At 63.9% G+C, this 14,286-nt stretch carries 17 protein-coding genes; 11 read left to right on the top strand and 6 right to left on the bottom strand.

The annotated features are described in order from the left end of the window. Positions 1-42: 42 nt before the first annotated feature. On the bottom strand, positions 43-1,395 hold the full coding sequence (locus JQ603_RS17960) for an amidohydrolase family protein (RefSeq protein ID WP_433996643.1): 1,353 nt from the start codon (positions 1,393-1,395) through the stop codon (positions 43-45). Between the two features lie 217 nt (positions 1,396-1,612). Next, positions 1,613-2,320, bottom strand: coding sequence for a GntR family transcriptional regulator (locus JQ603_RS17955; protein ID WP_212341350.1), 708 nt, complete (start codon positions 2,318-2,320; stop codon positions 1,613-1,615). A 255-nt stretch (positions 2,321-2,575) separates the two neighbouring features. Between JQ603_RS17955 and JQ603_RS17950 the strand changes: the two genes are divergently transcribed. From JQ603_RS17950 to JQ603_RS17925, 6 genes are all read left to right on the top strand, one after another. Then, positions 2,576-3,562, top strand: coding sequence for an ABC transporter ATP-binding protein (locus tag JQ603_RS17950; protein WP_212341349.1), 987 nt, complete (start codon positions 2,576-2,578; stop codon positions 3,560-3,562). Positions 3,563-3,604: 42 nt separating this feature from the next. Continuing rightward, complete coding sequence (locus JQ603_RS17945; RefSeq protein WP_212341348.1) at positions 3,605-4,894, top strand: ABC transporter substrate-binding protein; 1,290 nt, start codon at positions 3,605-3,607, stop codon at positions 4,892-4,894. Positions 4,895-4,898: 4 nt separating this feature from the next. Continuing rightward, positions 4,899-5,858, top strand: coding sequence for an ABC transporter permease (locus JQ603_RS17940; RefSeq protein WP_212341347.1), 960 nt, complete (start codon positions 4,899-4,901; stop codon positions 5,856-5,858). A 2-nt stretch (positions 5,859-5,860) separates the two neighbouring features. Then, positions 5,861-6,739 carry an ABC transporter permease gene (locus JQ603_RS17935; protein WP_212341345.1) on the top strand — a complete coding sequence of 293 codons (879 nt, stop codon included), beginning with the start codon at positions 5,861-5,863 and terminating at the stop codon, positions 6,737-6,739. A 5-nt stretch (positions 6,740-6,744) separates the two neighbouring features. Next, positions 6,745-7,476 carry an aspartate/glutamate racemase family protein gene (locus JQ603_RS17930; protein ID WP_212341343.1) on the top strand — a complete coding sequence of 244 codons (732 nt, stop codon included), beginning with the start codon at positions 6,745-6,747 and terminating at the stop codon, positions 7,474-7,476. A 179-nt stretch (positions 7,477-7,655) separates the two neighbouring features. After that, complete coding sequence (locus tag JQ603_RS17925) at positions 7,656-8,150, top strand: hypothetical protein (RefSeq protein ID WP_212341341.1); 495 nt, start codon at positions 7,656-7,658, stop codon at positions 8,148-8,150. Between the two features lie 205 nt (positions 8,151-8,355). Here JQ603_RS17925 and JQ603_RS17920 read toward each other — a convergent pair whose 3' ends face one another. Continuing rightward, complete coding sequence (locus JQ603_RS17920) at positions 8,356-8,721, bottom strand: hypothetical protein (protein ID WP_212341339.1); 366 nt, start codon at positions 8,719-8,721, stop codon at positions 8,356-8,358. A gap of 103 nt (positions 8,722-8,824) precedes the next feature. Next, positions 8,825-9,142 (bottom strand): hypothetical protein, encoded by a 318-nt coding sequence (locus JQ603_RS17915; protein ID WP_212341338.1) that lies wholly within the window; start codon positions 9,140-9,142, stop codon positions 8,825-8,827. A 95-nt stretch (positions 9,143-9,237) separates the two neighbouring features. Here JQ603_RS17915 and JQ603_RS17910 point away from each other — a divergent pair, with 95 nt between their 5' ends. Next, positions 9,238-9,402: a hypothetical protein gene (locus tag JQ603_RS17910; protein WP_212341337.1), complete on the top strand. Its 165-nt coding sequence runs from the start codon at positions 9,238-9,240 to the stop codon at positions 9,400-9,402. 2 nt (positions 9,403-9,404) lie between these two features. On the opposite strand, the gene JQ603_RS17905 is transcribed toward JQ603_RS17910, so the two are convergent. Beyond that, positions 9,405-9,935 (bottom strand): gamma carbonic anhydrase family protein, encoded by a 531-nt coding sequence (locus tag JQ603_RS17905; RefSeq protein ID WP_018647061.1) that lies wholly within the window; start codon positions 9,933-9,935, stop codon positions 9,405-9,407. A gap of 84 nt (positions 9,936-10,019) precedes the next feature. Beyond that, positions 10,020-10,349, bottom strand: a complete 330-nt coding sequence (locus tag JQ603_RS17900) for a DUF6949 family protein (RefSeq protein WP_212341336.1) — start codon at positions 10,347-10,349, stop codon at positions 10,020-10,022. Between the two features lie 226 nt (positions 10,350-10,575). Between JQ603_RS17900 and JQ603_RS17895 the strand changes: the two genes are divergently transcribed. From JQ603_RS17895 to JQ603_RS17880, 4 genes are all read left to right on the top strand, one after another. After that, positions 10,576-11,283 carry a hypothetical protein gene (locus tag JQ603_RS17895; RefSeq protein ID WP_212341335.1) on the top strand — a complete coding sequence of 236 codons (708 nt, stop codon included), beginning with the start codon at positions 10,576-10,578 and terminating at the stop codon, positions 11,281-11,283. A gap of 301 nt (positions 11,284-11,584) precedes the next feature. After that, entirely contained in the window at positions 11,585-12,646 is a 1,062-nt protein-coding gene (locus JQ603_RS17890) for a tetratricopeptide repeat protein (RefSeq protein ID WP_212341334.1), read from the top strand. An 84-nt stretch (positions 12,647-12,730) separates the two neighbouring features. Then, positions 12,731-13,126, top strand: a complete 396-nt coding sequence (locus JQ603_RS17885; RefSeq protein WP_349630748.1) for a PaaI family thioesterase — start codon at positions 12,731-12,733, stop codon at positions 13,124-13,126. Between the two features lie 187 nt (positions 13,127-13,313). Continuing rightward, a complete protein-coding gene (locus JQ603_RS17880; protein WP_212341331.1) occupies positions 13,314-13,724 on the top strand; it encodes a VOC family protein in 411 nt (136 codons plus the stop codon). Positions 13,725-14,286 lie beyond the last annotated feature (562 nt).

The following is a 14,286-nucleotide window of genomic DNA, read 5'->3' as shown; positions in this document are numbered from 1 at the left end:
GGACTAGAAGCGGTCCAATTTCGCAGATCGGACCAATGCGCGTCAGCGCGCGAACCTGTTCTTGTAGATCTTGCCGGCCTTCATGATCACGACGAAATTCTTCGCGGGATCTTCGACGAGGGCGATGTTCTCAAGCGGATTACCGTCGACGAGCAAGAGATCGGCCAGCGCGCCCTCCTCCACCACGCCGAGCTTGCCGGGATAGGGATTGCGCAGGCCCGACAGGCTCAGCAACTCGGCATTCGCCGACGTTGCCATCGCCAGCGCTTCGGCCGGCGTGTACCAGCGCGTCAGCGCGGCCAGCATCGAGCCTTGCCTGTCCGCCAGCGCCTTCGAGAACAGCACGTCGGTTCCGAACGCAGTCTTGATCTTGTACTTCTTCGCCAGCGCGTAGACGCGATCCGTACCGGCAACCACCTGCCGCATCTTGTCCTGCTCCGACGGTCCCAGAGCAGCGGCACCTGAGAGATCGAGGAACGGCTGTGTGCTGAGCCAGACGCCCTTCTCCGCGATCAGCTTCGCACTCGCCTCGTCCATGAGGTGGCCATGCTCGATGCACCTCACACCGGCCGCGATCGACCGCTGGATTGCCACCGGCGTATAGGCGTGCGTGACAACGTAAGTCCCCCAATTGTCGGCGGCTTCGACTGCCGCGCGCAGCTCGGGCTCGGTGAAGGTGGAGACATCGAGCGGGCTGAAGGGCGAGGCGACGCCGCCGCCCGCCGTGAGCTTGACCTGCGAGGCACCCTGCATGAGCTGCTCGCGCGCGCGAACGCGCACCTCGTCCGGACTGTCGGCGACCATGCTGCCTCCGACCAGTTCCATGCGGCTGAGCATGCCGCCGATCGTTCGCGGCAGATCGGTGAGCTGCCGGAAGTCGCCATGGCCGCTGGTGATGGTGATGATGGCACCGGAGGGATAGATGCGCGGACCGGCGACGAGGTCCTCGTCAATGGCCCGCTTGAGGCCGAAACTGGGCCCGCCCATGTCCCGCACCGTGGTGAAGCCGCGCATCAGCGTCGCCGTCGCCTCACTGCCGGCGAGCAGATTGTTGTAGCCGACGTCGCCAAGAGCTGCGGCCGGCGTAGGACGGACCAGCATCGCGTGCCAATGCGCATCGATCAGCCCCGGCATCAGCACGCGCCCGCCGCCGTCGATAACCTCGGCGGTGGCCGTGACGTCTGCCGTTGAAATCTTCTCGATGACGCCGTTTCTGACGAGGACGCTGGATGGCGCCGAGAGCGCGCTGCCCTTGCCGTCGAAGATCCGCACATTGCGGAACAGGACCGCGGCCTCCTGGGCCCGCGCGGATGACAGGCTTGCGAGCACCATTGCAATGCCGCCAAGCAATGCAGCGACCGCGAAGACTTTGGCCGACATCCTCAAACCCGACATATCAGCCTTCCGTACGGTTCAGGCTACGCGAGGGGTGATGGCAGGCACGCAACGTCGGGCCCCAGTTGACGCCGACGTTTAGCTCCCGTCAACTTACAACCATGGCGGCAATATGCAGCTCTGCCATCTCCCTTGATGAGGGATCGGCTCGTCCGACGGCAATTGTATCAAAGCAAATGAAATCAAGGAGGTCGCCGTGACGTCAGGCCGCGGGCGCTCAGGCGCCCAGCACGTCCGCCAGCCGCAACTCGTCGGCGGCGGGGTCCTTCAGGAACAGCTCAGCCTCGATCTCGTTCAGATGCGACAGCATCTGCGCACGGGCGACCTCTCTGTCGCGCTTGCGGATCGCGGTGACGATGCCGGCGTGGTGGTCGGTGCCGCAGGCCGGCGTGTCGTGGCGGCGATAGAGCAGGATGATGAGAGAGGAGCGCGCAATCAGCTCCTTGAGGAAACCGAGATAGATGCTGTGGCCGCTCATCTCGGCAACGAGCCGATGAAACTCGCCGGAGAGCCGGACCGAGGCGCGCGCGTCGCCGCGCAATTCCGCTTCGCGCTCCTCGGCAAGATGCTGGCCGAGGCGATCGAGCCAGGTCGGTGAGACCGCGTCGATCGCATGGTCGACGATGGTGGGCTCGATCAGGCGGCGCGCCTCGAACACCTCGCGAGCATCGGCGGGCGTCGGGCGCGCGACGAAGGCGCCGCGATTCTTCTCGATATTGACGATGCCCTCATGCGCGAGCTGCTGCAGCGCGGTACGCACCAGCGTACGGCTCGCACCATAGATCTCGCCGATCTCGTCCTCGCCGAGCTTGGTGCCCGGCAGCAGACGATGCTCGAGGATCGCAGCTGTCACGCCCTCCCTGATACGGCTGACGCGATCGCTCGCGTCTGGCGCATCGGGTTTTTGGCGGGTCTTGGCGGCCATGGGTGTGAGGCTCGATCGGCGAACGTTCGGCCTCGAATGTTAGTCGACGAGCTGTATCCAATCACAGGCGAAACTTTATACAATCTTCGCCCGTTTTGTGTGCAGGTGACTGCACAGGCGGCGGACAGCCCGAATACGCCGGATTCGATCTAACGATCTGACTCCGCTGCACAGTTTTGAGATTTTGCCGAGCGACGGCTGTTGGCACGGACCTTGCGGAGAGAGGCGGAAGCATCGCCCCTCCTCGGACACGCCATGGCCACTCCCGCCGCTCTCGAACTGGTCGCCGTCACCAAGCGCTACGACACGACGTTGGCGGTCGACACCGTCAACCTGAAGATCCCGGCCGGGACCTATTGCTGCCTGCTCGGCCCCTCCGGCTGCGGCAAGACCTCGACCCTGCGCATGATCGCCGGCCACGAGGCTGTCAGCGAGGGTGACATCGTCCTCGGCGCGCAGAACGTCACCGATCTGCCGCCGGCCGAGCGCGGCACCGCGATGATGTTCCAGTCCTACGCCCTGTTTCCGCATCTCAGCGTGATCGACAATGTCGCCTTTGCCCTGAAGATGCGCGGCATCGACAAGCCGACCCGCCACAAGCGCGCCGGCGAACTGCTCGAGCTCGTCGCCATGAGCCCGTATGCGAGCCGCCTGCCGGCGCAGCTCTCGGGCGGCCAGCAGCAGCGCGTCGCGCTGGCACGCGCGCTGATCACCGAGCCGCAGATCCTGCTGCTCGACGAGCCGCTCTCGGCGCTCGATCCGTTCCTGCGAGTGAAGATGCGCGGCGAATTGAAGCGGCTGCAGCGCGAGCTCGGCATCAGCTTCATCCAGGTCACCCACGGCCAGGAAGAGGCGATGGCGCTCGCCGACCACATCGTGGTGATGAACCACGGCAAGATCGAGCAGCAGGGCTCGGCCCGCGACATCTTCCATCATCCCCGCACCGAATTCGTGGCGCGCTTCATCGGCGGCCACAACGTCCTCAGCGACGCCGGCAACCTCATCGCCGTGCGCGCCGATCAGCTCGGCATCGTGCCGTTCGCCGACGGCGCGTTCGGCGCGCCGGCGCTGCTGACCCAGACCGAGTACCAGGGCTCCTACATCGCCGTCTCGCTCACGCTCGACGACGGCACCGCCCTTTTCTCCCATGTTCCGGAAGCCACCTTCGACGTTCACCCGTTCCGTCCGGGCGACCGCGTGCTGGCGACCTGGGATCCCGCCAAGGCGCAGCGCCTGCAATAGCGCCGATCGATCACTGGAATGCGCAACAGAGGAGTGACTGATATGACCGAGACCACCAGGACGAAAGGCGTCAGCCGCCGCACGCTGCTCAAGGGCACCGCGGGTCTTACCGGCCTTGCCGCCGGCTCCGGCGCCATCACCGGCTTTCCCTATGTGAAGTCGGCCGATGCGAAGGTGCTGCGCTATCTCGGCACCGCCGTGAACGAGGGCGACGACATCTCCAAGCAGTGCCTGAAGGACACCGGCATCAAGATCGAATACATCACCGCGACCACCGACGACGTCACCAAGCGCGTGATGACCCAGCCGAACTCCTTCGACGTGCTGGACACCGAATATTTCTCGCTGAAGAAGCTGGTGCCGTCGGGCAACATCCTTGCCCTCGACGCCAAGAAGATCAAGGAATTCGACAACATCACGCCGGTCTTCACCAAGGGCGAGACGCCCGGCGGCAAGAAGATCGGCAACCAGGGCACCGCCCCCTGGAAGGTGCTCTATCTCGAAGGCAAGGACTCCAAGAAGTTCGCGACCTCGGCGACCGAATTCGTCACGCTGATCCCGACCGTCTACAACGCCGACACGCTCGGCATCCGCCCCGACATCATCAAGCGCCCGATCAGCTCCTGGGCGGAGCTGCTCAACCCCGAATTCAAGGGCAAGGCCTCGATCCTCAACATCCCCTCGATCGGCATCATGGATGCCGCGATGGTCGTGGAAGCCACCGGCAAGTACAAATATGCCGACAAGGGCAACATGACCAAGGAAGAGATCGATCTCACCATGAAGGTGATGACGGAAGCCAAGAAGGCCGGCCAGTTCCGCGCCTTCTGGAAAGACTTCAACGAGAGCGTCAACCTGATGGCCTCGGGTGAAACCGTGATCCAGTCGATGTGGTCGCCTGCGGTGACGAAGGTGCGCTCGATGGGCATCCCCTGCACCTTCCAGCCGCTCAAGGAAGGCTACCGCTCCTGGGCGTCGGGCTTCTGCGTCTCCAAGGGCGTGTCGGGTGCCAAGCTCGAATGGGCCTATGAGTTCGTGAACTGGTTCCTGTCCGGCTATGCCGGCGCCTATCTCAACCGCCAGGGCTACTACTCCGCCGTGCTCTCCACCGCGAAGGCGCACATGGAGCCCTATGAGTGGGCCTACTGGATGGAAGGCAAGCCGGCCGAGAAGGACATCAAGGCGCCCGACGGCTCGCTGCTGGAGAAGGCCGGCGCAGTGCGCGACGGCGGCTCCTACGAGGACCGCATGGGCGGCGTCGCCTGCTGGAACGCCGTGATGGACGAGAACGACTACATGGTCCGCAAGTGGAACGAGTTCATCGCGGCGTAAGTTGATGGACGCGTCAGAGGACATCCTGCATCAGGCATCCCCGGACCTTGTCCAGGGATCGGAGACGAAGCGCGCCGCGAAAGCGGCGCGCCTGTCGCCCTCCTTCATCTCCTGGCTCCAGGCCGGGCCGATGATGCTGGTGTTTCTCGCCTTCTTCCTGATCCCGCTCGTCTTCGTCGTCATCGTGTCCTTCTGGGACTACAACGAATACCAGCTGCTGCCGGCCTTCTCCGGCCGCGGCTACACCGACACGTTCGAAGGCTGCATAGCGCAGCTCCCCGACCTCTGCACCATCGCCAAGACCTATCTGAAGACGCTGAAGCTGTGCTTCCTGGTCTGGGTCATCACGCTGTTCATCGGCTTCTGGGTCGCCTACTTCCTCGCCTTCCACGTCAAGTCCAAGACCTGGCAGATGGGACTGTCGCTGCTCTGCACGATCCCGTTCTGGACCTCCAACGTGATCCGCATGATCGCCTGGATCCCCCTGCTCGGGCGCAACGGCCTCGTCAATTCCGGCCTGGTCAAGACAGGGCTGATCAACCATCCTCTGGAATGGCTGCTGTTCTCCGAATTCTCCGTGGTGCTGGCGCTGGTCCACCTCTTCACCTTCTTCATGGTGGTGCCGATCTTCAACTCGATGGTGCGCATCGACAAGTCGCTGATCGAGGCCGCCTATGACGCGGGCGCCACGGGCTTCCAGACCCTCGTCAACGTCATCATTCCGCTGGCCAAACCCGGCATCGTGATCGGCTCGATCTTCGTCATCACCATCGTGATGGGCGACTTCATCACCATCGGCGTGATGGGCGGCCAGCAGATCGCAGCTGCCGGCAAGATCATCGAGACGCGGGTCAACGCGCTGCAATTCCCGGCAGCGGCAGCGAACGCCGTGATCCTGCTCGTCATCACCTTCCTGATCATCACCATGATGTCGCGCATCGTCGACATCAAGAAGGAGCTCTGAGCATGAAGGAAGGACGCCCGCGCTCTTTCTACGTGCTCGCGGTCTTCTTCGCGGCCTACACGCTGTTCCTCTACGGCCCGATGATCGCGATCTACGTGTTGTCGTTCCAGGGCCCGCAAGGCGGCCTCACCTTCCCGATGAACGGCGTGTCGACCTTCTGGATCGCAAAACTGTTCCAGGGCACCGGCATCGTCGATCTCGGCGCAGCCTTCCGCCGCTCGCTGCTGCTCGGCATCATCGTGATGATCGTCACGGTCGTGCTGTCGGTCGCCGCCGGCATGGCCTTCCGCCGAAAATTCAAGGCGCAGAGCATCCTGTTCTATTCGGCGATCGCGAGCCTGATCGTGCCCTCGATCATCACCTCGCTCGGCATCTCCCTGGAATTCCGTATCATCGACGATCTGATCAAGGCGCACTGGAACGAGAATTTCGAGACCTCGATGGGCCTGCTCACCTCCGGGCTCGGCGCGCACCTGACCTGGACGCTGCCGTTCGGACTCTTGATCATGTTCGCGATCTTCAACCGCTTCGACCCGCGGCTGGAAGAAGCCGCGCGCGATCTCGGCGCGACGCCGTGGCAGACCTTCCGTCACGTCGTGCTGCCGATCATCCTGCCCTCAGTGATTGGTATCGGCCTGTTCGGCTTCACGCTGTCCTGGGACGAACTGGCCCGCTCCAGCCAGGCGATCGGTGCGGTGAACACGTTGCCGCTGGATCTCCAGGGCCTCACCACCACCGTAACCAACCCCGACATCTACGCGCTCGGCACCGTGATCTCGGCGGTCTCGTTCACGGTGATCGCGCTTGCGCTCGGCACCATCCACGTGCTCAACAAGCGGCAGGCGGCCAAAGGCTCGGACGCCGGCAAAGGGCTTGTCTGATCGCGATGCGGCTTCACGTCGTCAATCCCAACACCACGGCGTCCATGACGGCGAAGATCGCCGCCGCTGCGCGCAGCGCTGCCCTGCCCGACACCGTGATCGATGCGCGCCAGCCCGCGATGGGCCCGGTCTCGATCGAGGGTTTTTACGACGAGGCTTTTGCGGTCCCCGGCATGCTCGGCTGCATCCGCGAGGCCGACCGCGACGGCGCCGATGCGCACATCATCGCCTGCTTCGACGACACCGGCTTGGATGCCGCGCGCGCCGCTGCGAAAGCGCCGGTGATCGGCATCGGTGAGGCCGGCTTCCACATGGCGAGCCTGATCGCCGCGCGCTTTGCCGTGGTGACGACGCTCGGTGTCTCCATCGTGCCGATCGAGCACAATCTGAAGAAGTACGGCCTCGCCGAGCGCTGCGCCCGCGTGCGCGCCGCCGAGGTCCCGGTGCTCGCGCTCGAGGAGCGCAACACTGATGCGCTCGGCAAGATCTCGGCGGAGATCACCGCCGCCATCCGCGACGATCGCGCCGAGGCCATCGTGCTCGGCTGCGCCGGCATGGCCGATCTCGCCACTGAACTTGCCGCCATCCACGGCCTGCCCGTGGTCGACGGCGTCGCCGCCGCGGTGACCTTGGCGGAGTCGCTGGTGCGGCTGGGGCTGAAGACGTCGCGGCTCGGCCCCTATGCGGCACCGCGGCCAAAGACCTATTCCGGGCCGCTTTCGCCGTTTCAGCCCTGAAGCTGGCCATCTGGCCCTGCCTCCAGGGGGTAAAGCCAAGCGCCGGCTGCTTTTTTGGCCGCCAGCCTCTTTTTGGTCCCAATTGTTGCCGAATAGTAACACTTTCGGGACATCCCGGTCGCCGCCTCAGGCTGCCGGTCTTCGCCACTCACCAAGTTTCAATTTGGGTTTTGTCAGCGATGATCGATCTCGTGGAGGACACACGGTCCACCCCCCTGTTTCGCCTCGGCGCCCAGCCCATCGCGCTGACCGCCGCCGTCCTTTTCTTGCTGATCGCCGGCGTCACTTCGATCGCGATCTGGCGCGCCTATAACGGCTCTGCGCCGGAGACCGACCGGGTGGCGGCGTCGCGGCAGCTGCAGGCCCGCACTGCCCAGGCCTCCGAGCAGCTGGTCGAGAAGACCAAGGGGCTGGAGGCGACCCAGCAGGAATCGATCGACCAGCTCCAGGTCGTGCAGGACCAGCTCCAGACCGTGAAGCGGCTGCTCGCAGCCCAACAGGCCGATACCAAGCGCCTGTCGGAGCAGGTGGCGGGCCTGAATGAATCCATCGACGGCTTGCGCCAGTCCTTCGCCAGCGCCCGCGCCACCGAGGCCGAGACGCCCTCGGTTACCCGCAGGAAACCGGCTCGCTACCGCGTCCATGCCAGCTCGCGCAAGCGCTCGCGCGGCTGAGCTGGCCTTTCGCCGGCGGCTTTAATTTCTCGACTTGTGAACTGGATCACATTCGCCCGTATGATTCCGCGCGATGCTGGCCGTCACCGGATGGCGTGAGCCGATTTCAATATCCGGGGCTGGCAAGGTCGTTGACGGTATACTGCGTCAACGGCCTTGTTTTTTAGCGGGCCGGCAGGTCTTCCCGCCTCATTCGTCTTCCCGCCTATTCACAAACGTCGACGCGACGGTATCGCCATCCCGAAGGTGTCATCACGCGCTTGCGGACGACGTAGCAGCCGCCGTAACCACCATCGTCATAGCCGGTACCATAATAGTAGGGATTGCCGTAATAGGGGGAGCCATAGCCGTAATAGGCGCCGTAATAGCCGGCGCCGGCGAGACCTGCCCCGATCGCGACGCCTGGCCAGAAGCCGCCGCCATGCCAATGGCCGCCATGGCCCCAGCCACCGCCGCCGTGGCCCCAACCGCCACCACCGTGACCGCCATGACCACCCGCCTGGGCGGCCTGCGGCGCCGACAGCCCGACCGCCGCGACGGCCAGCGCCGCCATCATCGTCTTACGTAACATCACTCGATCCTCCGCGTGGACACGCTCCACGCTTCAAAGCGGGATCAAGCTAGCCGCGTCGGGGCAATCCGGACAGCCACACTGTCTCACTTCCGCGCGAGCATCAGCAGCCGCGACAGATGCTCTTCATCTTCTTGTCGAGCTGCCGGTTCTCGCTGTTGACGGTGGCGTCGGCGGCTGCACCGGCGCCGGAGCCGGTGGTCACTCCGGAGCCCGGGCCCGAGGATTGCGCCGTACCCAGGCTGTTGGTGCCGGGCGGCGGCGCCGGCGCGTTGGCGACACCTCCGGTCGGCCCCGACGAACTGCCGGTCGATCCGGCAGTGCCGCCGGTCGCTTGCGCAAAGGATACGGCCGGCATCGCCGCGAGGGCGAAGATCAGGACCAACGTCTTCATTGAAGCGTTTGCGCACGGTGGGGCCATTGGAATGCTCCTTTATCCGTCAACGGTCCCGACCAGGAGCCGTTCCGGAACCAATGCCGTCACATCGGCTTGAGAAACGAGGAGGCCAAATCACGATGACCGATCGCGATCCCTTTGCAGAAGGCGAGCGCGCCGCGCGCGAACGCATCCCAGCCGAAGCCAATCCATATTCAGACGGCAGCGACGAGCATGCGCTCTGGGCCGCTGGTCACGAGCGTGTTGCAGGCGCGATCGAAGCGCGCGAATCCGAGGGAGGCTGAGCTCAGCCGATCCGCTTCAAGCCCTTCTTGAAGCGCGGGCCGTTGGCGACGTAGAACTTCGCCGCGCTTCCCATTCTCTGCACCTGCGCGTCGTCGAGCGTGCGGATCACGCGCGCGGGCGATCCGATGATCAGCGAGCGTTCGGCAAACTCCTTGCCCTCGGTGATGACGGAACCGGCGCCGACGATGCTGTTGCGGCCGATCTTCGCGCCGTTCATCACGATCGAGCCCATGCCGATCAGCGCGCCCTCCTCGATGGTGCAGCCGTGCAGGATGACGTTGTGGCCGACGGTGCAGTTCCTGCCGATGACGAGCGGAAAGCCGAGATCGGTGTGGCAGGTCGAGCCGTCCTGCACGTTGGCGCCCTCCCCGATCTCGATCCACTCATTGTCGCCGCGAAGCACCGCGCCGAACCAGACGCTCGCGCCCGGCTTCAGGCGCACCCGGCCGATCACGGTCGCGGTCTCCGCGATGAAGTAATTGCCGTCGGCGGGAAGTTCGGGCGCCTGCCCATCGAGCTCGTAGATCGCCATCAAGGTCTCCTGTCGGGTTGACCCAGCCATAGCGAAACGGCGGCCCCGACGCAAAGGGCCCCGCGGGGACCTACAAGGCGAGCGTCAGCCCAGCACGCCGGTCGCGCGCAGCGTCATCAGGAAGAAGGTGCCGCTCATCATGCTCCAGAAGCCGGCGATGACGGTCGCCATCATCACGAATTCGACGCGGCGGCTTTCCATCCGCATGCCGCGCAGCGTGTTGCGCATGATGATGAAGGGCGCAGCGAACACCAGGAACGGCACCGCCGCGAAGGTCTTCGGCGCCACGCCGTCCTGCAGCAGGCCGAAGCCGGCCGGCCGATGCGCGACCGCCTGGTATCCGTTCACGAGGGCGCCGGCGAGCGCGAAACCGATGCAGATCGAGAAGAAGGAATTGAGAGCTTCAGGTGTCATCGGAAACTGTCCGCACTTACGCAACGCCGGAGCCTTCCTGTGACAAATCGTGCTGGTTAACGCTACATTATCCTTAAGAGAAGGTTAACGGCGCCGGCCAGCCCGCGCAGAGCCCTCCCCCTTCCCCGCGGCCGGCAAGGCCTAAGCGAATTCGCCGCCGCATGGCATATTCGCCGCTGATTCGTCGGCCACCGGCCGACTTCGGGTCTTTACGCGCGCTCATCTCATGACGATGTTTTCGGCAGTTCCCCTCAGGTCCTCCAGGACGCGCACCCGGGCGCATGTCGTTCCGATCGTGCTCGGCGGCGCTGCCGCGCTGGGCGCGGTGGCGCTGGTCGCCTATCTGCTGTGGCCGACCTGGGGAGCCGGCGGCGCCAACGCCCCGGACAAGCTGCCGGTGAGCATCGGCGGCACGCTGTTCAACCTGCCGACGACTGCGATCCGGATGAAGATCCAGCGGCACACCGGGCCGCAAGAGCGCATCGATCTCGATTTCCTCTATCCCTCGCTGGAGGTGCCCGGCGCACCCAGGCACGTCACCGCCGACACGGTGGAGACGGCGGTGCAATCGATCGACCGCATCTTCCTGTCGATCGCCGCCCATCACGATGCGCTCTCGCCCGAGCAGCGAACGACCACGATCTATCCGCGCTATCTCGAGCAGGCCGCGACCCAGCCCGAGGACGGGCTGACGATGCGGATGTTCCGCGCCGACACGCCCTACGGCAGCGAGGACCTCTATTCCGCCGCAAGCCCCGCGCTGACCGCGCGCTGCACGCGCGATGCGGCGACCCCCGGCATGTGCCTCTCCGAGCGCCGCGTCGGCGGCGCCGACCTCACCTTCCGCTTTCCACGCAGTTGGCTGTCGCAATGGCGCGAGGTGGCGGAGGCGATGGAGAAGCTGACGGCGCAATTGCGCGGGCCGAAGGGCTGAGCGCGGCCACTTTGCCACCACCGCGAGATCGGCTTGCGGGGATGGACTGGAGGTCCGCGACAAAAAAGTCGAAAACAACCCCATGCACAGTAGCCAGGGGCCTGACACGATTTCGTATTTTTCGAAGTCAACTTGACCCGTCGGGCAAAACAGGGGCATGATGGCATCATCGGGGCGATCGGGTCGGATCAATCCACCTACGACGCAGCTGCGCGGACCGAAGGGGTGAGCGGGGGCGTCAGCCGGCCTGAACCTCATACTCGGGAATGGCGACAAACAGGCAAATTGTCCGGAGTTCCCGATGTCGAAATTGAGGGTGTTGCTGCTGACTCTGGCTGTCGCCTTGTCCGCGCTGGCAGCTCTCGCCTTTTGGTTGGCGACGACGCCCGCCGCAGCCGACGATGTCTACACATGTGGGAAGGCATCTGGCGACGAGGCCATCGCCGCGTGCACGCGAGCGATCGATTCCGGTCAATATAGCGATCACCGGCTTGCTGCCCTATACAACAATCGTTGCTCCGAGTGGAACGGAAAGCACCAAAGCGACAGGGCCATTGCAGATTGCAACCAGGCCATCGGGCTCGACCCGAACTACGCATTGGCGTTCTTCAACCACGGCAACGCCTATTTTAATAGGGGCCAATACGACCGCGCCATCGAGGATTATGACCAATCGATCCGGCTCAATCCGAACTACGCACACGCGTTCAACAACCGCGGCAACACCTATGACAACATAGGCCAACGGGATCACGCCATCGAGGACTACAGCCAGGCGATCCGGCTCAATCCGAAACAGGCAGACGCGTTCTACAACCGCGGCACCGTCTATGACGCCGCAGGCGAACACGACCGCGCCATCGAGGATTTCGACCAGGCGATCCGGCTCAATCCGAACCGCGCTAATGTGTTCTATAACCGCGGCATCGCCTACAAAAGCAAAGGCCAATACGACCACGCCATCGAGGATTACAGCCAGGCGATCCGCCTTAATCCGAATTACGTAAACGCGTTCAACAACCGCGGCAACGCCTATGGCGCCAAATGCGAATTCGACCGCGCCATCGAAGATTTCAACCAGGCGATCCGGCTTGATCCGGACCACTTCGAATCGTTCAACAACCGCGGCGCCGCCTATAACGCCAAAGGCGAATTCGACCGCGCCATCGAGGATTTGAACCAGGTGATCCGGCTCAATCCAAACTACGCAATCGCATTCTATAACCGCGGCATATCATGGGAACGGAAGAACGATCTGCAACGCGCGTTGGCGGATCTCAAACGGTTCTCCGAATTGGCCCCATCCGATCCGGATGGTCAAAAGGCAATTGAGCGCGTCACGAAGACGGTGAGCGGTCTGTGACCTTGCTTTTGACGCGCCGTCTCGCTTGCACGACATGGACCGGCTGATAGGCTCGTCGCCGACACATCAAGCGCGGTGACCGACGTGACAGATGCGGCGGAAAATCTTCCACCTGGCGCCCAACTGTTGGGGCGCGAATGGCTTGGCTTTGACGAGAGCGGTCATGCGCTGATCCGCTTCCAGGCGCAGCCCGCGTTCACCAACAGGCATGGCACGATCCAGGGCGGATTTCTGGCGGCGATGCTGGACTCCGCCACCGGGATTTGCGCGCTGGCTGCGCTAGGTCCCGATCAGACCGTGGTCACCAAGAGCCTCGACACTCGTTTCCTGAAACCCGCGGCGGTCGGGCCGATCACCGCACGGGCACGTGTCATCGAGCGAACCGATCGAGACATCGTCGTGCAAGCCGACCTCGTCGATGCCGCCGAGGTGACCGTCGCCGACGCGACTGCGCGGCTACGCATTCTCGCGAAGAAATAGGTCTCGAAGCCGCAGGCGCGACCTGTGGCAACAGCACAGCGACCGCGCTTCCGGACGAAAGGCCCCTCCAAAGGCCGGGGGCAAAAACGCCACTGCCGTGAAGCAGGAGGCTGCTGACAGCATGCTGTCAGCAGTGGGGCGATACTGCTCCACGGAAGCACTGAAACATTCAGAAGGAGCTGGGTTTATGAAGTTCGCCTCAATACGTCTGATCGCTCGCGACATCAAAGCCGTGGTGGGCTTCTACGAAGAGGTAACAGGCAAGAGGGCCGATTGGCTCGCGCCGGTCTTCGCTGAGATCGTGACTCCGACAGCCGCCGTCGCCGTCGGAAGCGCGGAGACTGTCGTCCTCTTCAAGGAAGGAAGCGCCGAACCCGCCGCCAACCGTACGGCAATCATCGAATTTCAAGTGACGGACGTTGATGCCGAGTTTGCACGATTGAAGGGCCAGGTCGAAGTCGTTCACGAACCGAAGAATTTGCCGTGGGGCAATCGAGCAGTTCAATTCCGTGACCCCGAGGGCACGCTGGTTAGCTTGTATACTCCCGTTACCGACGCTGCCAAACAGCGGGCGCGCCACATTGCAGTTCGAAGATGAGCTTGCCGCGCGATCGCTGGGCGTGGGGGATTACGTCTTCATCCCTGCAAGGAAACGCCATCGCGTCGAGTGGACGGAGCCGCAACAGCCAACGGTCTGGCTCGCCGTCCATTTCGAGTGAGCGCTTATCGCAATCGGATCAGCCGAGTGCGGAAACAGTCTATTGGTCTGCATCCGCGCGCGGTGATGCACCGCCGTGGATGAGGACCGCTTTGGGTCAATCGCGTCGGTTCAGTCCTCCCGCCATGACTTCCGGTCAGCCCCGGCGAGCGGGCACGCCCTCGTGGCGTCCGGCGCGGCTCAAGCCTGGAATGCCTCAGCGACAAGATTAGCGGAAAAGCCGCCGCTCGGTTTGGAACGGCGAGCTTTCTTCTTTATGCGCTCAGACGGCCGCGACTACCCGCCGCGTCGCATGAAGGAAACGGTTAGCGGGCGCTGAGACGCCATCAATTGGATGACGCTCCTGTTTGCGCAATTCATCGACTAGACGTTCGAGGTAGGGCGGCAGAGGCGAGACTTCGCGAGATAAGTTCTGTTGCAATCTCTCACCCACCTCGTCACA

It is taken from the genome of Bradyrhizobium liaoningense (genome assembly GCF_018130825.1).
Lineage (GTDB): Bacteria > Pseudomonadota > Alphaproteobacteria > Rhizobiales > Xanthobacteraceae > Bradyrhizobium > Bradyrhizobium liaoningense_B.
This window is presented reverse-complemented; position numbering and strand designations above follow the sequence as displayed.